The 24,398-nt window shown below is 35.5% G+C and carries 23 protein-coding genes and 1 other RNA gene; 5 read left to right on the forward strand and 19 right to left on the reverse strand.

Annotated features, from left to right (window positions below; all coding sequences use genetic code 11):
* The 7 genes from glyQ to ACEN31_RS02135 form a co-directional block, all read right to left on the reverse strand.
* Entirely contained in the window at positions 1–885 is an 885-nt protein-coding gene (gene glyQ, locus ACEN31_RS02105) for a glycine--tRNA ligase subunit alpha (protein WP_138403928.1), read from the reverse strand.
* A gap of 255 nt (positions 886–1,140) precedes the next feature.
* Positions 1,141–1,929 (reverse strand): DNA repair protein RecO, encoded by a 789-nt coding sequence (gene recO / locus ACEN31_RS02110; protein ID WP_197104002.1) that lies wholly within the window; start codon positions 1,927–1,929, stop codon positions 1,141–1,143.
* A 17-nt stretch (positions 1,930–1,946) separates the two neighbouring features.
* A complete protein-coding gene (gene era, locus ACEN31_RS02115; RefSeq protein ID WP_407108482.1) occupies positions 1,947–2,852 on the reverse strand; it encodes a GTPase Era in 906 nt (301 codons plus the stop codon).
* A gap of 9 nt (positions 2,853–2,861) precedes the next feature.
* On the reverse strand, positions 2,862–3,248 hold the full coding sequence (locus ACEN31_RS02120; protein WP_138403931.1) for a diacylglycerol kinase family protein: 387 nt from the start codon (positions 3,246–3,248) through the stop codon (positions 2,862–2,864).
* Positions 3,226–3,723, reverse strand: a complete 498-nt coding sequence (ybeY, locus tag ACEN31_RS02125; protein WP_407108483.1) for an rRNA maturation RNase YbeY — start codon at positions 3,721–3,723, stop codon at positions 3,226–3,228. Before ybeY ends, ACEN31_RS02120 begins: the two co-directional genes overlap by 23 nt.
* Before the next feature lie 17 nt (positions 3,724–3,740).
* Entirely contained in the window at positions 3,741–5,963 is a 2,223-nt protein-coding gene (locus tag ACEN31_RS02130) for an HD family phosphohydrolase (RefSeq protein ID WP_407108484.1), read from the reverse strand.
* A gap of 22 nt (positions 5,964–5,985) precedes the next feature.
* Positions 5,986–6,945 carry a PhoH family protein gene (locus ACEN31_RS02135; protein ID WP_407108485.1) on the reverse strand — a complete coding sequence of 320 codons (960 nt, stop codon included), beginning with the start codon at positions 6,943–6,945 and terminating at the stop codon, positions 5,986–5,988.
* A 236-nt stretch (positions 6,946–7,181) separates the two neighbouring features.
* Between ACEN31_RS02135 and ACEN31_RS02140 the strand changes: the two genes are divergently transcribed.
* Positions 7,182–9,098, forward strand: a complete 1,917-nt coding sequence (locus ACEN31_RS02140; RefSeq protein WP_407108486.1) for a metallophosphoesterase — start codon at positions 7,182–7,184, stop codon at positions 9,096–9,098.
* Between the two features lie 96 nt (positions 9,099–9,194).
* Here the strand turns inward: ACEN31_RS02140 and ACEN31_RS02145 are convergent, their stop codons facing one another.
* From ACEN31_RS02145 to ACEN31_RS02155, 3 genes are all read right to left on the reverse strand, one after another.
* Complete coding sequence (locus ACEN31_RS02145) at positions 9,195–9,638, reverse strand: GatB/YqeY domain-containing protein (RefSeq protein ID WP_138403936.1); 444 nt, start codon at positions 9,636–9,638, stop codon at positions 9,195–9,197.
* Between the two features lie 21 nt (positions 9,639–9,659).
* On the reverse strand, positions 9,660–9,833 hold the full coding sequence (gene rpsU, locus ACEN31_RS02150; protein ID WP_138403937.1) for a 30S ribosomal protein S21: 174 nt from the start codon (positions 9,831–9,833) through the stop codon (positions 9,660–9,662).
* Between the two features lie 218 nt (positions 9,834–10,051).
* Positions 10,052–10,507, reverse strand: coding sequence for a Fur family transcriptional regulator (locus ACEN31_RS02155; protein WP_407108487.1), 456 nt, complete (start codon positions 10,505–10,507; stop codon positions 10,052–10,054).
* Positions 10,508–10,569: 62 nt separating this feature from the next.
* On the opposite strand from ACEN31_RS02155, the gene ACEN31_RS02160 reads away from it, so the two are divergent.
* Positions 10,570–11,391 (forward strand): pyruvate, water dikinase regulatory protein, encoded by an 822-nt coding sequence (locus ACEN31_RS02160; protein WP_407108488.1) that lies wholly within the window; start codon positions 10,570–10,572, stop codon positions 11,389–11,391.
* A gap of 64 nt (positions 11,392–11,455) precedes the next feature.
* On the opposite strand, the gene ACEN31_RS02165 is transcribed toward ACEN31_RS02160, so the two are convergent.
* From ACEN31_RS02165 to hisS, 3 genes are read right to left on the reverse strand one after another with little or no spacing between them, the layout of a single operon-like run.
* Positions 11,456–12,349, reverse strand: a complete 894-nt coding sequence (locus ACEN31_RS02165) for a deoxyribonuclease IV (protein WP_138403940.1) — start codon at positions 12,347–12,349, stop codon at positions 11,456–11,458.
* A 31-nt stretch (positions 12,350–12,380) separates the two neighbouring features.
* On the reverse strand, positions 12,381–14,156 hold the full coding sequence (gene aspS / locus ACEN31_RS02170; RefSeq protein WP_197103995.1) for an aspartate--tRNA ligase: 1,776 nt from the start codon (positions 14,154–14,156) through the stop codon (positions 12,381–12,383).
* Entirely contained in the window at positions 14,156–15,478 is a 1,323-nt protein-coding gene (gene hisS / locus ACEN31_RS02175; RefSeq protein ID WP_138403942.1) for a histidine--tRNA ligase, read from the reverse strand. The genes aspS and hisS overlap by 1 nt, the downstream gene beginning before the upstream one ends.
* Before the next feature lie 678 nt (positions 15,479–16,156).
* On the opposite strand from hisS, the gene ACEN31_RS02180 reads away from it, so the two are divergent.
* A complete protein-coding gene (locus ACEN31_RS02180) occupies positions 16,157–17,413 on the forward strand; it encodes an N-acetylmuramoyl-L-alanine amidase (protein ID WP_138403943.1) in 1,257 nt (418 codons plus the stop codon).
* A 56-nt stretch (positions 17,414–17,469) separates the two neighbouring features.
* On the opposite strand, the gene dtd is transcribed toward ACEN31_RS02180, so the two are convergent.
* The 6 genes from dtd to ACEN31_RS02210 form a co-directional block, all read right to left on the reverse strand.
* Complete coding sequence (gene dtd, locus ACEN31_RS02185; protein WP_407108518.1) at positions 17,470–17,922, reverse strand: D-aminoacyl-tRNA deacylase; 453 nt, start codon at positions 17,920–17,922, stop codon at positions 17,470–17,472.
* Positions 17,923–17,970: 48 nt separating this feature from the next.
* Entirely contained in the window at positions 17,971–20,118 is a 2,148-nt protein-coding gene (locus tag ACEN31_RS02190) for a RelA/SpoT family protein (protein WP_407108519.1), read from the reverse strand.
* A 201-nt stretch (positions 20,119–20,319) separates the two neighbouring features.
* Entirely contained in the window at positions 20,320–20,991 is a 672-nt protein-coding gene (gene deoC, locus ACEN31_RS02195; protein WP_407108490.1) for a deoxyribose-phosphate aldolase, read from the reverse strand.
* 14 nt (positions 20,992–21,005) lie between these two features.
* Positions 21,006–21,755, reverse strand: coding sequence for a 16S rRNA (uracil(1498)-N(3))-methyltransferase (locus tag ACEN31_RS02200; protein WP_407108491.1), 750 nt, complete (start codon positions 21,753–21,755; stop codon positions 21,006–21,008).
* Positions 21,755–22,717, reverse strand: coding sequence for a 50S ribosomal protein L11 methyltransferase (prmA, locus tag ACEN31_RS02205; RefSeq protein ID WP_407108493.1), 963 nt, complete (start codon positions 22,715–22,717; stop codon positions 21,755–21,757). Before prmA ends, ACEN31_RS02200 begins: the two co-directional genes overlap by 1 nt.
* A 12-nt stretch (positions 22,718–22,729) precedes the next feature.
* A complete protein-coding gene (locus ACEN31_RS02210) occupies positions 22,730–23,233 on the reverse strand; it encodes a DUF3013 family protein (protein WP_407108494.1) in 504 nt (167 codons plus the stop codon).
* A 357-nt stretch (positions 23,234–23,590) separates the two neighbouring features.
* On the opposite strand from ACEN31_RS02210, the gene gpsB reads away from it, so the two are divergent.
* Together gpsB and rnpB are read left to right on the forward strand one after the other, a co-directional pair.
* Entirely contained in the window at positions 23,591–23,947 is a 357-nt protein-coding gene (gene gpsB, locus ACEN31_RS02215) for a cell division regulator GpsB (RefSeq protein ID WP_407108495.1), read from the forward strand.
* Positions 23,948–23,961: 14 nt separating this feature from the next.
* An RNA gene (gene rnpB, locus ACEN31_RS02220) (RNase P RNA component class B) lies at positions 23,962–24,331 on the forward strand.
* Positions 24,332–24,398 lie beyond the last annotated feature (67 nt).

A 24,398-nucleotide genomic window follows, 5' to 3' on the forward strand; every position in this document is an offset into this window, starting at 1 on the left:
TTACGCTTTGTCTTTGTTTAATAATGGGAAGCCAAGCTCTTCACGCTCATTAACAAATGCTTGTGCAACAGAGCGAGCCATTTTTCTAATTCTACCTAAATACCCAGCACGGTCTGATTGAGAAATTACTCCGCGTGCATCAAGTAAATTGAATGTGTGCGAACATTTTAAGATGTAATCATAAGCTGGATGTGACAGTCCATTATCAATTAAATTCATTGCTTCTTTTTCAAATGCATTAAATTGAGTGAAAAGCATTTCTGTATTACTTAAATCAAATGAGTAAGTCGAGTGTTCACGTTCAGGTTGTTTAAATATTTCACCATATTTCACTCCCGGAGCCCATTCTAAATCATAAACATTATCCACATCTAGAATATACATGGCTAAACGCTCTAATCCATATGTTAATTCACTTGTTACTGGGTCTACTTTTAAACCACCTACTTGTTGGAAGTAAGTAAATTGTGTAATTTCCATTCCATCAATCCATACTTCCCATCCTAATCCTGCACAGCCTAATGATGGGTTTTCCCAGTTATCTTCAACAAAACGAATGTCATGCGCAAGTGGGTCAATCCCTAAAGCCACTAAGCTATCTAAGTATAATTCTTGAATATTTGTCGGAGATGGTTTCATCACAACTTGAAATTGATGATGTTGATATAAACGGTTTGGGTTTTCACCATAACGCCCATCAGCTGGACGTCTTGATGGTTCAACATACGCTGCATTCCAAGGCTCAGGTCCGATTGCACGTAAGAAAGTATACGGGCTCATTGTCCCTGCCCCTTTTTCAGTGTCATAACTTTGTAAAATTAAACACCCTTGTTCTGCCCAAAATTGTTGTAATGTTAATATCATTTCTTGAATTGTCTTTGCCATTGATAATTCCTCTTTTCTGTAAAATAAAAAAACTGCCCCTATGATTAGATAAAAATCTAAATCATAGGGACGAAGTAAATTCGCGGTTCCACCCTAATTCAAGCGTTAACTTGCACTTATGTCAAACGATTCAATTAAAAAACACTTTTAAGGTTGCCTTCGATTTGGTCTAGCTTTCACTCTCCTAGACTCGCTTTACTATCTTATTTATTCACCTTAATACATAGAACATCATACTACAATTCACTCAAATTCTCAATCAGATTTGTGTCGTTTTCTGATGACATCTTCCATGGAAGCACTTAAAGTGTCCAAATTATTTAAATAACTCTTGCTCTTCAAGTTAATACCGACAAATTCTTTATAAATTTCATCCATTAATCGACGTAATTCTTGGATTGTCTCCTGACTAACCTGAATACTATTAATCTGATGTAAACTAGCTAAATCAAGTCGACTTGCAATAAACATTGCCTTAGGCGCAATATGCATACGAAATGGATCTTCATGAAAGTGTTTCTGACATAACACCCCTTGTAATTTCATACTGAAATCAAAGGGCTGTACCGTTGTGCCACAGATGCGACACCGATCAAAATGTATGTCAAAACCAAAATACCGTAATAACTTAATCTCCATGCTGATCGTAATCGCTTCGTAAGAGACATCGCTATTCATTAGTTCCAATGCTTTCTTTAGCATCTCATATAATGCTTGATCTGGTGTGTTGTCATTAATCGCTGCATCTACTAATTGGGTCACATAACTTGAATATGCTTGTTTCATATAGTCCGTTTGAATTTTTCGATGAATTTCAATCGTATTCGCTTCTTTTAGAAAAGATAAGCCTTCTTCATTTATGTTACCAATATAGTGGTTCACTGTGAGTGGTATCAGTTGACTAGTTAAGCGATGATTAGGTTTTTGTAAGCCTCTTACAAAGAACATTTTTGTTCCATAATCTTCTGTAAAAATCTTTACGAGCGCATCATGTTCCCGATGCTTTCTTTGAAACAAAACAATCCCTTCAAACCGTTCATTCAACTAATCACCTCTGTCATTTAATAATTATCTGGTTGATAACCAAAGTCATTCAATTGAGTACGACGATCGCGCCAATTCTTTTGAACTTTCACCCATAAATCAAGATAAACTTTATCTCCTAATAGAATTTCAATATCTCGACGAGCGCGTTGACCAATTTTTTTAATCATTGATCCTTGGGCTCCGATAATAATTCCTTTTTGAGAACTGCGTTCTACAATAATAGCTGCTTGAATCTCAATCTTATCATCTTCGTTACGTCTCATACTCTCAACTTGAACCGCAACCGAATGCGGAATTTCTTCGCGCGTTAATTCTAATATTTTCTCACGAATAAATTCAGCGACTATAAAGTATTCTGGGTGATCCATCACTTGGTCAGCTGGATAATATTGAGGTCCTTCTGGAATAATTTCTTTAATTCCTTTAACTAGCGCATCAACATTATTACCTTCTGTGGCACTGATTGGGAAGATTTCATCAAAATCATGTTCTTGACGGTACGAATCAATGATTGGTAATAATTCGTCTGGTGTTACTAGATCAATCTTATTAATAACTAAGAACACAGGAATGTTCGCTTGTTTCACGCGTTCAATCACCAAGCGGTCCCCAGGTCCGATTTTTTCGGAGGCATTCACAACTACTAAGATTCCGTCTACCCCTTTAAGTGCGCTGTATGCTGCATTCAACATAAAGTCACCTAACGCATGTTTTGGTTTATGAATTCCCGGTGTATCTATGAAGACAATTTGGCTTTCTTCATCAGTCACAACCCCTTGAATTCGATTACGTGTTGTTTGCGCTTTATCAGACATAATTGCTACTTTTTGTCCGACAAAACGGTTTAATAAAGTTGATTTCCCTACATTTGGTCTACCAATAATGGTAATAAAACCTGATTTAAATTTGTTATTTTCCATAAACACTCCTTAATTAATAAATATTAACTTCCAAATTTTTGGTATAAATATAATCATTCCAATAACAACCGACATGGTAGCAACTACTAATACTGCGCCAGCGGATGCATCTTTTGCTTTTTTCGCTAGTTGATGGTACTCCTTTTGACACGCTAAATCAACTGTATGTTCGATGGAAGTATTCAATAATTCCATACCGATGACTAAGCCAATGCAAATAACGATACTCAACCACTCAACTAAATTAATCTTGAATAGAAAGCCTGCAATGATAACTAGAGCTGTAATAATCATATGGATTTTAATATTTCTTTCGACTTTTACTGTCTCCATAATCCCTTGGACTGCATGATAGACAGACTTCGTAAATTTATTATTGCCCTCGTGAAAAGCCATTTTCTTCTAGCACCTCTTCTTGTAACGAGAACATTTCTTTTTCGTCAGCTTCGGTTTGATGGTCATATCCATTCAAATGTAAGAAGCCATGGACAGCTAAGAATGCTAATTCTCTTTCGACTGAATGTCCATAATCTTCAGCCTGTTCAACGGTTTTTTCAAAAGAAATAATAATATCTCCTAAGTGTTTGGACACATCACCGCCACCTTCAATGTCAGAAAATGAATCAAAGTTGAAGTTCGGTGCCTCATCTACGTCTTCCTCTAAAGCAAAACTTAATACATCCGTTGGGCGATCAATACCACGATACTCTTTATTCAATTCATGAATAATATCATTAGATACGATTGAGATATCGACTTCGATACCTTCGCCTAATCCAAGTTTGTGAGCTGTTTGGGTAATAATGTGGTTTAACATCTCTGTATGTTCTTCAGTTAGTAACCCATCTTCATCTATTAAATCTATAATCATAAGTTGTCCTCCGTTTTTTAATCTGGATACTCCACCCGAGTATGAAATGTACTTGCTATAGTGTGTACAATTGATTTTTTAACTTTTTCTAATTCAGCGACTGTCATATGACACTCTTCAAATTGTCCTTCAGTCAATTTCCCATTAATAATATTATCAACTAAATTTTCAAATGCCGTTTGCGTATGTTCCTTAATTGTTCTAGAAGCAGCTTCAACTGAATCAGCAATCATGATAATCATCGCCTCTTTACTTTGAGGCTTAGGTCCAGGATAGCGGAACTTTTCCTCGTCCACATGATTGTTTGTTCGTTTAGCCTGATGATAAAAATACCTTACTAAAGTGGTTCCGTGATGTTGCATACAAATATCTATAACACTTTCTGGCATATCATATTCTCGTAAGATCTTTTCACCTTCAGTGACATGCCCAATAATAATGGCAGCACTCTCTTCAGCCGTCACCATTGAATGTGGAGACTCCATTCCTTCAGATAAATTCTCAACGAAAAACAATGGATGATTTACCTTTCCAATATCATGGTAATACGATGCAATTCTTACTAATAATGAATCTGCTCCGATAGCATCCGCAGCATTCGCTGAAATATTCGCTACCATCATACTATGGTGATATGAGCCTGGTGCTTTCTCTACAATACTTTTCAATAGCGGATGAGTTAAATTCGCTAGTTGGTTTAAAGTTAATGGTGCTTTACTGCTTAAAAGTTTATGCCAATATGGTTCAATAAAGAAATAAATACCAAAGCCTATCAGTAAATTAAATAATATAAACGATAATATAACAACTGAAATTTCAGATACTAATGAAACGTTCGTCATCAACACAACCGGCATGGCAAATACAGAATGCAAGACCAATGCATATAAGAAGCCGTACCTTAAAGAGTTTTTATTCTTAACTAGTAATTGATAACTTAATGAAATTAGAGAACTAAAGAAATAAAAACTTGTAATCATAAAGGTCACAGTCATACTATCGCCGTCATGAGAAATAAATAATGCAAGTAAATTGAAAAAGCCCATAAAGAATAAGGTTAATCTTATATTGGTTCTTGGTCTTAATAACATTGGGATCACATAGATTGGCAGAAATAACATGGCGTAATCAATCCCATTCAATTGCAATATATACAACACTCTCAAGACAAGAAAACTTACTGTAAAGAGTAAGCCATAACCCAGGATTTGTGTACCCAATTCAATGTCCAATAGCGCATTTTCTTTCTCTTTTACAACATAGTAAACAAGTGCGATTGCATGAATGATAATAACTGCAGCAAAAGCAATTAATAAATCATTGTTAGACTCTCGATCTAGATAACCAAGCAAATCTAATTGTCTGTAGGTCGTTTGGTTAATAATGTGCCCTTCTTGAACGATTATTTGCCCTTGTAAGATATAGCTCGGTTGAACAGCATTCTCTGCTTCTGCACGACGCTTTTCTGTCTCGCTTTCACTATAAACTACGGTTGGCACAACCAATTCTTGCATTAATTCGCTGATAATGCCCTTATTTTCAGAGTTTATATCCAATTCGCTAATATATTGATTCACATCTGATAAAATTTGATTTAAATCAGTCGATTCAATTTCACTACTTAAAACACTCGCAAGTAAATCATTGATTTGTTGTTGCATTTGATTTAAATCTTCATTATTTACTGTTAACAGTCTAGTAATAGAGTCCACTGATAACGATTCATCTAATTCTTCGACCGAATCACTCTCACTCGCTAAGATTGCTTGATTATAAACAACAAGCTGTTCCGTGGCTTCTAATTGTCCAAAAGGAACAGATTGTGTCTCAGCTCGTTGACTATCTATCGAGGTGATACCCACCAGATCACTTAATACAGAATCTTCAAGCATCTCATTAATGTCAACAGTTGAGTACTCATTCTCTCTAATAGAATAAATTAAATTAAAAAACTCTTCAGTCTGCTCCACTTGTTGATCAAGAATAGCAGGCTGAAAAACATATGCGTCTGGCACGCTTGAGCGTGCACGTTCCATATTAATCTCAGTCTGTTCAGTATCTTCTATCGTCACAGGAGCTTGAACTGTTTTCTCCGCAACTTGGTTGATGCGAAAGTTATATTGTTCAGGTTGCACATCTGTAAAACCTATAAAAAATATCAACACAGACATAAGCAAAATAATTAGAGGGATGAATAATGTGCCTAAAACCGTCTGTAGTTTCCGTAATTGCTGGTTCATTTTACTCCCCCTCTATATAAAATTAATCTTCAGAATAAGCTCTAATAATATCCGCTACAACTGGATGACGTACAACATCAAATTCATCAAAGTAATTAAATTTAATTTTATTTATTTTATTTAATTTTCTCTCAGCATCAATTAAGCCTGATTTAACACCTTTTGGTAAGTCAATTTGAGTTTGGTCTCCGTTAATAATCATCTTAGAACCAAAGCCAAGTCGTGTTAAGAACATCTTCATTTGTGCAATGGTTGTATTTTGAGCTTCATCTAAGATAACAAAAGCGTCATCTAATGTACGACCACGCATATATGCTAAAGGCGCAATTTCAATAATACCTCTTTCCATCAAACGATTTGTATGTTCCATCCCAAAAATAGCATAAAGTGCATCGTAAACAGGTCTCAGATATGGATCTACTTTTTCTTTCAAGTCGCCTGGTAAAAATCCAAGGCTCTCTCCGGCTTCTACGGCAGGACGAGTTAAAATGATTTTCTTAACACGGCCTTCTCTCATAGCTTGAACTGCTAAAACTACCGCTAAGAAAGTTTTCCCTGTACCTGCTGGCCCGATTCCAAACACCACATCGTGAGTTTCAACTGCTTTGACATATTGTAATTGTCCAAAATTTTTCGCACGAATCGCTGTTCCGTCATATGCTCGACCGATGACTTCTTCAAATAGGTTAATGAAATATTCAATGGTTCCATTTTTTGCCATCTTAACAGCAGTAATGATATCCATCGTTCGAGGGGTAATCCCTCTTTCTAAAAGCTCAACTAAATTCAACATGATTGCTCGTGTCATCTCAACATCATCTTCTTTTCCTGATATTGTTATGACTTCGCCACGATTACTCACCTGAATATCAAAGTTCTCTTCGAGTAATCGAACATACCTATCATGTGTCCCTAGTATCGCTAATAACCAATCTTGGTTTGATACAATAACTTGTTGTGAAAATGCATCTGCTCCGCTCAAATAATACGCTCCTTTTATCATTGTCTTTAATTAAAATAAGATTACCATAAATACATAAAAAAATGAACTTTAGTACCCGATTATATCAAAATCCTCTAGATATTGTATGATAGAACAAAGTTACTTCAATGTTTTTCATCTTTACATCTAATTTACACGATATTTACAGGAAATTTACACTTCTATCGTATAGTTAGTGATGGAAATAACAAAAATATTGTTTAAGGAGAATGTAAATGAAATCTTTGAAAAAAATGGTCTTATCTGCCTTACTGGCAACGACTATGTTATCAAGCGTTGGATTTAATGTTCACGCACAAGATACAGCGACAGGTTCAATCACTGAAGATACACATATCGCTAATGAGGAACGTGCGAATGATGAGGCATATTCAGAAGACGCAATTACTGCAGAAGACGGCATTGAATTTGACGATGAAGGTAATATTACGACAGTAACGATTGGTGGAGAAACTGCAGAAGTTACTCAAGAAAATCCAGCTAATCCTGAGGCGCCTGTGAATAATACACCAAACAGAATTACAACGAACTTAACAGATGATCCTTCGACATCAATGCATTTCCAATGGCACACAACGGATGCAGATGAGAACGCTAAGTTATACATTTGGGAAGATGGGCAATCGATGGATGACGCTGCTGAAGTAGATCCTGAAATCATTGAAATTGATGATGCTTTCTATAACCAAATGACAGAAGACGGGCATTACGTTTATGCTATTATGTGGGATGAGGAAGAAGATGAGCCAATGACAGACGATGATGACCCATGGATTGCAGCTGAAAATCCAGATCAAGTTATTGGATACTATACTGATGAAGTATTCTCAAATGACAACTTATTATGGCTAGACAAAGGGTTTGACAATTATTCTTTAGGTTTACCTTATCCTAGCTTTACTGAAACAGCCTATAAAGCGACTGCGACTGAATTAAATCCAAATACTATATATCACTACGCAGTTGGAAATAAAGACGGTGAATTATCTGAAGAAGCGACATTTACAACAGCAAGCGAATCAAATGAAGATTTCTCATTCATTCACTATACTGACACTCAAAATGCTTTCTCATCAGAAAACCAACGTTCAGAAGCTGATTATTCAAATTCTACGATTCAATCAATGTTAGAAAACCCTAATGCAGAAGATGCAAAATTTGCTCTACATACAGGTGTTGTGGTTAATGATGACTGGAACGATACAGAATGGGACTTAACTTTAGATGCATTATTACCATTAAATAATGAAATGCCACATATGTTTATCACCGGTAACCATGATAATGATAACTTCTTAGATCATATTAATACCGACAATGCCGTTGAAGGCATGGATTCAGGTGCAGCTTACTCAACTCGTTATAACGGTGTACAATTCATTAACTTAAACACTGAACAAGCAAATGAATCAGACGAAGATGCAGTACCAGCAATCTTAGATAACCAAATGGAGTGGTTTGAGGAAGAGTTACAAAAAGCTCAAGAAGCTAAGGACAATGGAGACATTGACTGGGTATTTGTCAGCTATCACCGCCCTCTATTCTCTTCATCTTATCATTCATTAGAAGATGAAAGTGTACAATTAATTCGTGATGATTTAATGGCTTTACTAGATGAGTATGATGTTGATTTAGTCTTTAATGGACACGATCACAACTTAACTGTGACGCATGCACTAACTCATAATGCTGAAGCATTCGGGAATGCAGAAGTAGCCACTGCCGGTGAAACGAATGAGGACGTGACAACGTTCAATAATCCTGAAGGAACGGTCTTCTTTATTCCAAGTACAGCAGGAACTAAGACTTATAACACGATTTATAAACTTGAAAGTTTTGATTGGATCTTAGAAAACGAAGATATTCATGAAACATACGAAGACTTATTCGGTCATGAATTAACTGAAGAAAACATTAATAGCTTCCGCGAGTTATTATTAACAGAAGAACAACCATTCGTTTCGTCATTCTATGCAGAAGGTCATTCAAATGCCCGTGAATCAAACTTCCAACACTACTCTGTTGTAGACGTGACTTCAGAAACTGTCACTTATGAATTATATCAAGTGGTTGGTGAAGATTTAGATAACCGTGAAACAACACTTGTTCATTCTTATGAAATTACTAAATAATTTTCTATACTAGATAAATAAAGCTGCGAGTGAGATTTCTCTTACTCGCAGCTTTTTGTATAAAAATAAAAACACCCTTTCGGGTGTTTAAAAAGATTAACCTAATAGATTCTTTGTAACTTCTTTTACAAGGTTACCATCAGCTTTTCCTTTTAGGTTGGCCATAGCTTTCCCCATAACTTTACCAAAGTCAGATTTAGAAGTTGCATTCAGTTCGTCCATTACTTTTCGAACTTCAACTTCAATTTCTTCTTCTGATAATTGTTTAGGTAAGTAACGTTCGACTACTACAATTTCATCGGTTACTTCATCTACTAAATCTTGTCGTCCAGCTTTTTCAAATTCAGCTAAAGAATCTTTACGCTGCTTTAATTCGCGAGCAATTATCGTAATTTCTTGCTCCTCATTTAAAGGTTCAGAATGCTCTAATTGCTCCATTTGTAATGCCGACTTCAACATACGTAATACTTTTAAAGTCTCTTTATCTCTAGCCTTCATCGCTTGCTTGACGTCTTGATTAATTCGTTCAGTTAGTGACATTTCGCCTCACCTATCTGTTATTTAGAATTTTCTTTTACGAGCTGCTTCCGATTTTTTCTTACGTTTAACACTTGGTTTTTCGTAAAATTCACGTTTACGTGCTTCTCTTAAAGTACCTGTTTTTGAAACATCTCGCTTAAAGCGACGAAGAGCGTCTTCTAATGATTCGTTATCACGAACTACTGTTTTAGACATTATGAATCCCCTCCTCCCAAGCTTTTCTGACCTTACTATTTTTTATGAAAAATAATAAAGTTCTTGTAATATTATAATCAAACAACCTTGTCTTTGCAAGGTCTTAATGAAAGTTTTTTCATAGAAAGTGTATATTTATTTTCAAAAATTCGATTAAATATAGGATTTTTATCCTATTTATCGAAAAGTTTATTAGATAAAATATTTAATTTAAGTATTTACACTTTGCACGTTGAACATAAACCAAATATTTCAAATCGATGTGTATCAATTTGAACATCTTTTAAAGCATCCGTCATTTTGATTAAATCCATCGGGCATGTTTCTAAAGGTATCGCCATTCCACAATTTGTGCAAATGAAATGATGATGATGGTGATTGTGGTCTAAACAATTCATACGGAAATGTTGTTCTTGGTTATATTCCGTGGCTTCCAGAATACCAGCTTCGACAAAGTCATATACATTACGGTACGTTGTGTTGTAACTCATCGTAGGATAATTTTCAGTTAGCTTCTCATGAACCGTTTGTGCACTTAAGTAACGATCATTACACGCAAAGAGCGTTAATATTTCTTGTCTTTTTTTAGTGTTTTTAAAGCCAAATTCTTTTAATTTTAAAATAGCGTCATTAATTTTAGTTTCTTCTTCTTTGGTTATAATTTCATAAGTCATTACTTGACGTCTCCTTATATAAATATGCTATGATGTAAGAACTTATAGGGGGTCATTTTAACATGAATGATAATACAGTACTACATTATTATATTTTATCAGATTCAATAGGAGAAACTGCTCAAAAAGTGGCAAAAGCCTCTTTTGCACAGTTCCCTAATATCACTACAGTATCACATAAATATACATTTATTTCAAATCATGAAACACTACATTCTATTCTAGAAGATGCAAATGAGCATGATGGCTTAGTTTTTATGACGATTGCCGATGCTGAATTAGCTAAATTTGCTGAAAAATACTGCATCAAGACCGGCTTGATTTGTTATAACTTAATCCAACCATTCACTTTAGAAATTGCGCGTCGACTTGAGACTGAACCTTCGGCAATTAGTGGAGCTCAATATGAATTATCAGAGGATTACTTCGATCGGATTCGCGCTATGGAATTCTGTTTAGCTTATGATGATGGTAAAGATCCTAAAGGTTTACGTGAAGCTGAGATTGTTATTCTAGGTATTTCACGTACCGGTAAAACACCATTAAGTATGTATCTAGGTACTTTAGGCTATAAAGTCGCAAATTTACCTTTAATTCCTGAAAAGGAAGTCACACCGATTCTTTATGAAATTGATTCGAAGAAAATTATCGGCTTAACGAATAGTTCTGGTGTCATTAATAAACATCGAGAATCACGTATGAAAGAATACGGTATAGGTACGGGTTCAAAATACGCTTCTAAAGCACGGGTTAATGAAGAATTGGAATATGCTCATAATATATATGAAGAGTTAGGTTGTCCGATTATTAATGTTTCTGATCGTAGTATTGAAGAATCAGCGAGTATCGTCATGGAAGTCATGAATTTACCACAAAGAATCTAATAACAAAATAAACACTAACACATATTCGGCTCTCTAAGAGCTTAATATGCGTTAGTGTTTTTATTTATCTTAAAATATCTGTGATTAAATTCGGATTATAAGTGTTTGCTTTAAACATAGCAATCTCCTCTTTATAAGGAGCTACTTTAACCTTTTCTTTCTCAGGAATTGGAACCCAAGGTGTTTCAAGAATCTTAGGGATATGGCTCAGTTGTGGATGATGAACAATTGCATTCAGCGTATCAAAGCCAATAGATCCTTCACCAATATTAGCGTGTCTATCTTTATAACTCTTAAATGGATTTTTAGAATCATTGATATGTAAGACTTTTAATCGATCTAAGCCAATGACTTTATCAAATTCGTTCAATACACCATCTAAATCATTAACAAGATCATAACCCGCATCATAAACGTGACACGTATCTAAGGTAATTGATAACTTCTCGTTGAAAGTAACCCCATCAATAATGGCAGCTAATTCCTCAAAGTTTCTACCAATTTCCGTCCCCTTACCTGCCATCGTCTCTAAAGCAATCTGTGGTGATTGTTCTGCAGTTAAAACGCCATTTAGACCGTTGATAATTTGCTTAATTCCAACTTCAGCACCCGCGCCCACATGCGCACCTGGATGCATCGTAATTTGAGTGGCACCAATAGCTTCTACGCGTTCAATTTCTTCTCGTAAAAATTGCATCGCAAAGTCATGGTAACCTTCCTTCGTTGTGTTAGCAAGATTAACAATGTAAGGAGCATGAACTGTAAAAAATTCAATACCGTTCTCTTTCATAAACGTCTTTGCTTCTTCAATTCTAAACTCAGAGACTTCTTTTCGACGCGTGTTTTGGGGCGCGCCAGTGTAAATCATAAAGATATTACTTCCGTAAGATGCTGCTTCTTGAGCAGCACCTAGAAGCATCTCTTTTCCCTTCATTGAAACGTGTGATCCGATATACATGATATCTCTCCTTGTATGCTTTACCTTAAAATTACTTTTTGCTTTCTTTAACTGAAATATTTAATTCACGTAATTGATCATTACTTACTCTACTTGGAGCTTGTGACATTAAGTCTAAACCGCGTCCAGTTTTAGGGAAGGCAATCACTTCACGAATGTTTGGCTCTTGAGCTAGAATCATAACTAAACGGTCTAATCCTAAAGCAATTCCGCCGTGTGGTGGGAAGCCGTATTCTAACGCGTCTAATAAGAAACCAAATTGACTATATGCTTCTTCTTTAGTGAAGCCTAATAGGTCAAACATTTGTTCTTGCATTTCACGAGTATGGATACGAATACTTCCTCCACCAATTTCATAACCATTTAAAACAATATCATACGCATTTGCTAATGCGTCTTGAGGTTTATTAGATAATTCAGAAATATCTGAGTTTTGTGGTGATGTGAATGGGTGGTGCATTGCAACGTAACGTTTGTTGTCTTCATCATACTCAAGTAATGGCCAATCTACTACCCAAAGGAAAGCTAATTCAGATGGGTCATATAATTCGTGCTTAGATCCTAAGTGAAGTCTAAGTGCGCCTAATGAGTCTGCTACGACTTTTGTAGAGTCAGCCATAAAGAAGATGATATCTCCTACTTTAGCGTCTAACGCATTGGTTAAGTAGTTGTAGTCTTCTTCTGATGAGAAGAATTTTGCAATTGGACCGTTAAAGCCATCTTCTGAAACTTTTGTCCATGCTAGACCTTTCGCTCCATATGGTTTAACTACGTTATATAATTCGTCTGCAGTTTTACGCGTATAATCGTCTGCATGACCTTTTAAGTTGATTGCTTTTACTTGACCACCGTTATCAACTGCACCTTTGAACACTCCAAAGTCAGTTGTTTTAGCGAAGTCTGAAAGATCCACTAATTTCATTTCGAAACGAATGTCAGGTTTATCTGAACCGTATTGATCCATCGCTTCTTGATAAGTCATTACTGGGAAATCTTCAGTGATTTCAATGCCTCTAGCTGCTTTCGCTACTGCTTTTAACATATCTTCAGTAAATTCTTGAATTTCTGCTTGAGTTAAGAAACTTGTTTCAATATCAACTTGTGTAAATTCTGGTTGACGGTCTCCACGTAAATCTTCATCACGGAAACAACGTACGATTTGGTAATAACGGTCCATTCCCGCACCCATTAATAATTGTTTGAATAATTGTGGTGATTGCGGTAATGCAAAGAAATGACCTGCGTTATTTCGTGTTGGAACTAAATAGTCACGTGCCCCTTCAGGTGTTGACTTAGTTAAGTAAGGTGTTTCAACATCGATAAAGTCCAAATTATTTAAGAATTGACGAATTGTTTGAGTCACTTGGTGACGTAAACGAATGTTGTTGAACATCTTCGGACGACGTAAATCGATGAAACGATTACGTAAACGTACTTCTTCATCAGTTTCAATGCTATCTTCAACATAAATTGGTGGTGTTTTACTTTTAGCAAGAACTGTTAATTCAGTGGCTAATAATTCAAATTCACCTGTTGGAATTTTAGGGTTTACTTGCTCATCTGCACGACGTTTTAAAGTCCCTGTGACTTCAACAACGTATTCACTTCTTAAGTGATCTGCTTCATCCATTTGTTCTGGAATATATTGAGCGTTGAAGACTACTTGACAGAAGCCTTCTCTATCACGTAAGTCAATAAAGATAACGCCACCTAAGTCACGGCGCTTTTGTACCCACCCTTTTAATGTTACCTCTTTATCTACAAATGATTCATTAATTAAACCTGCATAAGTCGTTCTCTTTTTCATTAGTATTTACCTCCAAAATATTTGTCAATGGCTGATGTATCAACAGTTAATTTGCGATACTCGCCCATAAAGTCTGTCATTAAATCATCAAAAGCAACTTCGGTTTGTTTCCCAGTTCCTTGATGTTTTACTTGGACTTTTCCTGTTTCAATCTCTTGTTCTCCAATCGTAATCACAAGCGTTGTATTTAATTTATCAGCTGTCTTAAATTGTGATTTCATGCTTCGATTTAAGTAGTCACGATCAGCAACTAAACCATCTTTTCTAGCTGCTTGAACAACTTGTAATGCCATCATATTTGCCTCTTCACCTAAGCTCATCACAAAGATATCTAGGCCTTCAGATTCAGGAATGTCAACGTCTTGATTCTCTAATAGAAGCATTAATCTTTCTAAACCAATACCGAAACCAAAACCAGGTGTCTTTGGTCCGCCTAATTGTTCGACTAAGCCATCATAGCGTCCACCACCACATACAGTGGACTGTGCCCCAATAGAATCGTCAGTAGCCAGGATTTCAAAGATTGTATCTTGATAATAATCTAGGCCACGAACAATAGTTGGTGTCACAGTGAATGGAATATTCAGCGCATTTAGTAATGCTTGAACTTCATCAAAGTGTTTCTGACTTTCTTCGCCTAGAAAATCTAGAATAACTGGCGCAGACTCAGCTAAAGCTTTGTCTCTCTTATCTTTTGAATCGATAATACGCATTGGGTTATCAGCCAGACGTCTTTGCGAATCTTCACTTAATTGATCTTTAAGGGGTGTAAAGTATTCGATTAAAGCATTACGATAATTCTCACGTTCTTCAGGTTTTCCTAAAGAGTTAATGTGTAGTGATAAATTCGATAAACCTAATTCATCAAATAAATCCATCGCTAATGCAATACCTTCCACATCAGTCGCAGGATTTGTACTACCAAACACTTCGATTCCTAATTGATGGAATTGACGCTGTCTTCCAGCTTGTGGTCTTTCATAACGGAACATAGGCTCCATATAATAAACTTTTAACGGCTGTGGATGTTCAGGTCCATGCAATTTATGCTCGATATAAGCACGGGCAATTGGCGCAGTTCCTTCTGGACGTAAAGCCAGGTGACGGTCCCCTTTATCCATAAAATCATACATTTCTTTAGAAACTATATCTGTCGTATTCCCTACAGATCGTTTAAATAAATCAATCGATTCGAATAAAGGTGTTCTAATTTCTTTAAAGTTATATGAATCTAATACTGCACGAGCAGTATCTTCAACATAATGCCATTTATCAATATTAACTGGCAGAATATCTTCTGTTCCTTTTGGTTTTTTTAACATAATTTACCTCCATAAATATAAAAAAGCCCTACAGCAAGTTGCTATAGGACGTCTTCAACGCGGTACCACCTAAATTTGTAACAATATATATTATTACCTTAGAACTGTAACGTAGTTAGCGGAACAACTTTGCATTGTTCATCTCCATAGTGTCTTCAATGGCTCATCTTCTACTTTCAGCGGAATGAGAAGTCTCTGTTATTGAGGCATTTACTTGGCTACTTCAACGATTTTATTAAAATACCCCTTTATTATAGAGTCTAATTAAAATTTAATCAACTAATTTCTTAAAGGATTCAAATTAAATCGTTTCCAAGCAATGTTTCTTCTACTATGATAAAATATATGAGGTAATCAGCAAATGATTTAAGCCAAACTAATGACATATTAATCGGCTTGTCTACTCTTTCTATTGAAAATCCAAGTTGTCTTAACGGATTTATAACAAACATATTACTATTGAGTGACAAAGGTTAATCGTATTTGAATTTATGTTACACAATTTATATAATAAAATTAATATCTTTAAAATTTTTGTAGGAGTGGGGGGATTTTATCAATACCTTCAATATATTCTTAAAGCGACTTTATACTAAAAAGTATTTTCCACCTTTTATTACATTCGTTTTAATTTTACTGAGTTCAATAGCTATCTTAAGCTTAACAACGAGTGAATTAATGACGATAGAAAAAGAGTCTGTCGTTTTAAGAAGTCAACCAGCAACAAATAGCCAAGCCATTGATTCCATCGATATAAACGCAAATGTAAATGTTATATCCGAGCGAAATGGTTGGTTACGAGTGCGTTATAAAGGAACATCTGAAGGTTGGATTCCAAAGTGGTTACTTGAAAGTGATAATTTGGTAACTGATCAAAATCTTGCCGCTCATTTACTTGTTGCATCACCGATATATTCTGAGCAAACTACTGACTCACAGCAGTTAGCTGACATTGATGCGGGCACTTATTTAATTGTTAATTTCGAAAGTAATGGCTGGGTGCAAGTTGTCTATGAGAACCAATATGGCTATATTCCAACGAGTTCTGTAGAGTTAATCCATCAAGATGCGATTCCTGAATCAGTACCTGACCCTGAATCAACAGAAGAATCTTTGCCAGATGAAATGACGCAAGAAGAATTAGAAGAAGCTGAAAGATTAGTAATCGTACGACAAGAAAACCAAGCCTTCTTATCAGCACCGGATTTATATTCGGACATCATCTATACACCATCTATCAATCAACGCTTTGAACTCATTGATATTACTACTGGTACAGATGAAACTGAGTTCTATTTGGTTGAAGATGAAACTGGTATTAGAGGATACATTGAATCTCGTATCGCTGCCCTTGGAAGCTACTCGTTAAATCATGTCGGCACAACCAATCCTGGTTCCTTAGCCGACGCAACCATAATGATTGACGCAGGTCATGGTGGCGAAGATTCTGGAGCGATTAGCTTAGATAATATTACATATGAAAAAGATGTTACTTTACGGACAGCAGAAATCTTACAGGAGAAATTGGAAGCTGCTGGTGCGACTGTTCTTCAAACTCGTTCAACTGATGAATTCGTTGACTTAGATGAGCGAACAATCCTAAGTAACGAAGCCAATGTCGATGCATTCTTATCACTTCACTATGATTCGTCACCTGTGCCTGATTGGCACGGGACCACGACTTATTATTTCCATGAAGATGACTTTGATTTAGCTGACAGTATTAATCAACAACTGGCTCAGTTTGAATTACCAAACAATAATGTTGTCTTTGGTAATTATCATGTATTGCGAGAAAATAATCGACCAAGTGTTCTATTAGAGCTCGGATATATGAGTAATAGTACTGATATTGATTATATACGTTCTCAAGAATATCATGATCGTATTACTGACTTAATTGTCGCTGGTTTAGAAAATTACTATAATCAGTAAAATAAATATAAAAATGACGCTATCACATTCAACGTGATAGCGTCATTTTTATTGATTTATAAACTTCTATTCTTTGAATCTAAGAGAATTGTTACCGGACCATCGTTTATAATCGATACTTTCATATCAGCACCAAACTTTCCGACTTCAACTTTGTAGCCGTACTCTCGCAAGGCTTGGTTAAAACCTTCATACAATGCGTTTGCCATATCAGGCTTCGCTACATTGGTAAAACTTGGCCGGTTCCCTTTTTTTGTATTGCCATATAAGGTAAATTGGCTAATCGATAGAATATCTCCACCAACATCTGATAAAGAAAGGTTAACTTTACTGTCCCCATCTTCAAAAAGTCGCATATTGGCTACTTTTCTAGCTAAGTAAACAACATCTTCTTGAGTATCCTCATGCGTCACGCCAACTAATAATACGTAGCCTCGGTCTATTTGTCCGATAATTTCGCCGTCGACTTTAACATGACTCTCTAAACTTCTTTGAATTAAAACTCGCATCATAACAACCTTTCTTTTGAACTTTCAATAACCATTGAATAAAGAATATTATCCCGTCACACGTTTTACTTCATAAACATCTGGTATATTTTTCAATTTATTAATTAAATCATCTAACTGCATCGTATTCGAAACAGCCACTTTAAGTGATACTGTAGCGGTACTATTTTTATCTCGTTTCCCGTTAACACTTAGTAAACTTTTCACTGTATGGCTGACAACATGCAGAACATCATTAATTAGGCCTGCTCGATCAAAACCAATAATGAATAATTCTGTGATATATTCTTCGGTTGGTTGGAATTCTTGATCCCATTTAACATCAATTAATCGATCGTTTAATTCCGTTTCTGCTAACAAATTAGGGCAATCTTTACGGTGAACTGAAATCCCTCGTCCACGTGTAATATAACCAATAATTTCATCACCAGGAACTGGATTACAACATTTACTTAAGCGAATCATTAAATTATCGGCACCTTCAACCACAACACCACTCTCATGGACCGTTCTTTGGCGTTGACGATTTGAAGCCTCTTTTGAAATAGTTGTGTCATTATCAAGCACTTCTTCTTCAGCTTTTTCTTGTTTTAAATCTAAGAAGTTAATTATCGTTGACACACTTACCTCACCTAATCCAATAGAAGCAAATAAATCCGTTAAAGTATTGTAGTTAAAGCGCTCTAATAAACTGGCTTCGACTTTTTTATTATTTAATACTTTTAGTGAGTGGCCTGTTTCTTTCAGTTCTTTTTCTAAGATACTTTCGCCAAGTTCACTATTCGCTTCAAGGTCTTGGAGTTTAAAGAAGCGTTTGATTCGGTTACGGGCTTTACTCGTATTAGTAAACTTCAACCAATCACGACTGGGTCCGTTCGAATTTGAATTAGTCAATATGTTAACAATGTCACCATTCTTCAGTTTATAATCTAAGGCGACAATTCTTCCGTTAACTTTAGCACCAATTGTTTTGTTCCCTATTTCGGAGTGAATGTGATAAGCAAAGTCAATCGGACCAGAGCCTGTTGGAAGTTCCATCACTTCACCGTTGGGTGTAAATACATAGACTTGATCTTTAAATAAATCTTCTTTAACAAAATCCATAAATTCACTGGCATCTTTAGCATCATCTTGTAATTCAACTAAATCACGGAACCATGTCATTTGTTTATTGATACTATCTTCTTCATCAACCTTACTTGTCTTACCTTCTTTATAAGCCCAGTGAGCTGCCACCCCATATTCAGCAACCATATGCATTTGTTTAGTTCTAATCTGAATTTCAACGGGTTTGCCACTCGCTCCTATGACGGTCGTATGAATCGATTGATACATATTCGCTTTTGGCATGGCGATATAATCTTTAAATCTGCCAGGCATTGGCTTCCACTGCGTATGCACAGCTCCCAATACAGCGTAACAATCTTTAATTGAATCAACAATGACACGAATAGCTAATAAGTCATAAATATCATCAAATTCTTTTCTTTGGTCCACCATCTTACGATAAATGGAATAAATATGTTTCGGTCTTCCTGAAATATCTGCTTCAATCTCTAACTCTTCAACCGCAACTTTAATCTCATCAATTGTTTCTTGAATAAAATTCTCGCGTTCCGTACGCTTCGTGTCCATCTGATTCACAATTGAATAGTAGTATTCTGAATTAACATAACGCAATGCAATGTCTTCAAGTTCCCACTTAATGGAGCTAATCCCTAAGCGATCAGCTAACGGTGCATAAATATCAATAGCTTCTTGTGATTTCTCAATCTGCTTTTCTTTACGCTGAAATTTCATCGTTCGCATATTATTTAATCTATCGGCTAATTTTACGATAATTACTCGTAAATCTTTACTCATTGCGAGTAACATTTTTCGATGGTTTTCGGCCAAAGCCTCTTGTTTACTTTGGAATTTCAATTTACCTAGTTTAGTAACTCCGTCAACTAAAAATGCAACGACGTCACTAAATTCATTCCGGATATCTTCCAATGTTCGATCCGTATCTTCAACAACATCATGTAAAAAACCTGTAGCGACTGTTGAAGGATCTAATTGTAACTCTGCCAAAATACCTGCTACTTGAATTGGGTGAATAATATAAGGTTCACCGGATAAGCGAAATTGGTCTTTATGAGCTTCCGTTGCATAATCAAGCGCACGCTGAATAAACTCCAAACTACTGTCATTCATGTACTTCGCACATAAATCAATTACCTCTTGTGCTGAAAAATCTTGTCCTTGCAAATTTATTCACCTCACTTCTTAAAATATAAGCGCAATTATAACCTAATTATACTCATTTAACAATATTGTGTTTTTTTATTTGTATTTCATTATAACAAAAGACTGTGCCTTTGTTTAGCACAGCCTTTATTTGTGTTTTAAATTAGCTTAATAGTCATCATTAGATGTCGATGGTGTTCCTGATACAATTGCGATTCCTTTTGAAGCTCCAATACGCGTTGCTCCAGCTTCAATCATAGCGATTGCTTCATCATAATTACTTACGCCACCACTTGCTTTAACACCTAAATCTGGACCTACGGCTTCACGCATTAATTTAACATCCGCTAGCGTCGCTCCTCCAGTAGAGAATCCAGTTGAAGTCTTAACAAAGTCTGCTCCAGATTCTTTAACGACTTCTGATGCTTTACGTTTCTCGCCATCTGTCAATAAAGACGTTTCAATGATTACTTTGGTTGTAATTGACTCATCAACCGCTCCAACAACTGCTTTGATTTCTTCTAGAACATAAGCCCAGTCTCCGTCTTTAGCACGTGAAATATTGATAACCATATCAATCTCATCTGCGCCATCTTTGACAGCTTGTTGTGCTTCAAAAACTTTCACTTCCGTCGCATTTGCGCCTAAAGGGAAACCAATAACCGTACAAACTAAGCTATCTGAGTCTTTTAATAATTCTTTTGATTTTGCAACAAATGCTGGGTTAATACAAACTGATTTAAAATTATATTCTGCTGCTTCTTGGCATAATTTTTCAATTTGTTCCTCAGTTGCATCTGCTTTTAATAATGTGTGGTCAATATATTTTGCTAATTCCATTCTATCTCCTCTTTCTATACTTCTAAATGATAACTCATTGCGCTTAAAGCGTATATAGGTGCCGTTTCGGCTCTTAAAATCCGTGGACCTAAACTACATTCAATATACCCTACTTCTTTCAATTTGGCTACTTCTAACTCTGTTAAACCGCCCTCAGAACCAAAGACGATGATTAAATTATCCCCTGCTTGAACTTCTTTCAAGGTTTCCTTAAGTTGGCCGTGTTGACCTTTCTTAGCTGTCTCCTCATAAGCAATTAATTTATGCTTATAATTACCGGCTTCTTTTTGCAAAGTATCAATGGTTGATAAATGACTTATCTCTGGGATCACATTACGGTGGCATTGTTCTGCTGCTTCTTTACTAATGCGTTCCAGTCGTTCGATTCGGTTACTAATTTTATTACCTCTCCACTTTACAACATCTCTTTCCAATGCCAAAGGGATAAATTCATTCATTCCGCATTCGGTTGCCTTTTGAACAATTAAATCAATCTTGTCATTCTTTGATAAACCACAGGCAATGGTTACTTGAATGGGTAATTCAGTGTGTTGGTTTTCTAAAGCATTTATAATACGTAAGTTTGCTACGTTATCTTCGATTGTCTCTATCTTCGCTTTATAAGCGATATTTGTAGAATCTACGATTATAACTTCGTCATCAATCTTTCCTCGCATCACTCGAACAATGTGATGATTATCCTCTTTTTCTAGTTGAATCTGTTGATTAACATCTATGGTTTGTTTTGAAAAATAACGTTGCATTAGTCCATATCTCCCTTAACAACAATATAATTTACCCATTCTCTCATCTGAGTTTTTTGATAAATTTCTAAGTTGTGAGTTTCAATTGCTTCTTCAATAAACGACGCTTTCTCATTTAAAATACCGCCTAAAATCAAATACCCATTGTCATTCAATAATTTATGAGCATCAGAGAATAAATCTACTAGAATATGCGGTAAAATATTCGCAACAATGACATCTGCTGTTTGGTCAATCCCTTTTAGTAAATCGTTTTCAATAAAGCGAATTTTTTGCGCGTCGATTAATTGATTAATCATCTCATTATTCTTTTGTGCATTTAAATTATTGATGGCAGCATTGACTGCTTGCGGATCAAAATCCATCCCTAACACTTCTTTAGCTCCAAAAACAGAAGCAATAAAACTTAAGATACCGGTCCCAGTTCCAACATCAAAAACGGTTTCTCCCCCTTGCATAACCATCTCAAGTGCTTGAGCACTTAGGCGGGTTGTCGGGTGATTCCCTGTTCCAAAAGCAACGCCTGGATCCATAAAAATGACTTGCTCAAACGGTGCAGCTTCATAGTTATCTTGCCATTCAGGCACAATCGATAAGAAGCGAGAAATCCGCTCTGGTTTATAATATTGCATCCAATTTTCATGCCAGTTTTCAGTTTCTAAATCAGCCACTTCAATCTTAAAATCAACTGTTCCGACTGTTTTTAGATTTTCTTCGAGTTCTTGGACATCAATCTCAGATTCATAATAACCGATGACTTCGACTGGGTGATTTAAATAGTCTTCAGGAACTTCTTCCGGAATCTCACCAAATAAATTAGGATGGTTTTCTAAATACCCTTGCGCATATTTAATTTCATTTCCTACGGCACCCGCTTCATTTAAATAGTAATTAACTAAATCAATATCTGCTGTTTGCAAGGAATCTAATGTTACTTTTATTTCTTTCCATACTTTATCCATATTCAACACTCCTTAATTAATATCTTCATGATGTGGAAAATAAATAGGAGTTTTACTATAGCGATTGCTTTCAATTAAGCGGTTTTGAATCGCTTCAAAGTCACTCCATTTCCATTCCAAGGAAAATTCTTCCGCATCCGTTTCTGAAAGAAAATCAAGCCACTTGACATCGACAGAAGACGTTAAATTTTTTAAGTATTTAACAATTGCTAAACATCTTCCGTAATCAATTCCACGCTCACTATTCACTGGAATTGACACAATGTAATCTTTATCACTGAAGCGTTTATAACCATCCTTGTAAATCATAATTTTTACATTATATACGAGGTCAGTTTGATGGCTGATGTTGTCATAGTTATCTCTAAAAGAAAGATTATTCGGATTTTCTAAATTCATTTGGAAAATTAACTCAATCTCATTCTCTCGCTCTTGCCATTCAATAGCCCATTCACAATGAAAATAAGACTCCTCAATAAGTTGTTCAAACACATTTAATATATTTGCTCTATTCATTCATACACCACCTATTTAATCATTACATATTATGACTGATTTTCTAAGATAATTCAATTTAATTAACAAGCACCAAGTTTATAATATGACATTCAAATTATTTGTTTTTTTCTCGCTATGTAAATATATTTTGTGAAATTATCATTTTACCCTTGTTATTCAAGACTTAGCGCATTATAATGGATTAGCAATTTGACTAATTTCATGGCATAATAAATGAAATTTAGTATTTAAACTTAACAAAATCGCGACTTTAGAGTTTTGCTTTGATATTTATTCGAAGTCATAGTAAACTAATAATGTGATTAATCTAAAGTGCCATTCTAATAAAAATATATAATATACGAGGTGAATATAATGGCAGAAAGAAACTTAACAGCAAAAGATATTTTGCAAAAAGAGTTTAATAAATCTGTTCGTGGATACAATACTGCTGAAGTTGATGAATATTTAGATAGTATCATCAGAGATTATGATTCTTTCCAAAAAGACGTTGTTTATTTAAAAAATGAAAACGAACGTCTCATCAGTAAAGTGGATGAATTAACTAAACAACTTGCTTTAGCTAAGAAAAGTACACCAAACTCTCCAGGGAGCGGCGTGACAAACTTTGATATCTTAAAACGCTTATCTAATTTAGAGAAGCATGTTTTCGGTTCGAAAATTGACAACACGGACAATACGATCGATTACTCTAAAGCAACAAAATATTAATAAATGACTGAGTAAATTTCGGATAATCGCGGTTATTAAATTAACTGAGGAAAGTCCATGCTCGCACAAGCTGAGATGCTTGTAGTGTTCGTGCTTAACGAAAAAATAAGTTAAGGTACCCTATTAGGTTAACGGCGAAAGAACTATCTAAGGCTTCGGCTATGATTTAGTAATTTGTAAAGTGCCACAGAGACGACGCTTATAGGAAACTATAAGATTGGAACGCGGTAAACCCCTCGAGCGAGCAACCCAAACATTGGTAGGGGCATTTCTTCGAGTAGTAAATGAACAAAAGAAGAGAACGATAGTATTATCGTAGATAGATGATTATCCATTATCCCTAGTTCCTATGCTAGAGATAATGACAGGACATGGCTTATAGAAATTTACTTATTCATAGGATTATTTAATTGACTCTGGAATCAGAGTCTTTTTTTATGTAAACTTAAAG

Source organism: Ruoffia sp. FAM 26255 (assembly GCF_045528525.1).
GTDB classification, from domain to species: Bacteria; Bacillota; Bacilli; order Lactobacillales; family Aerococcaceae; genus Ruoffia; species Ruoffia tabacinasalis.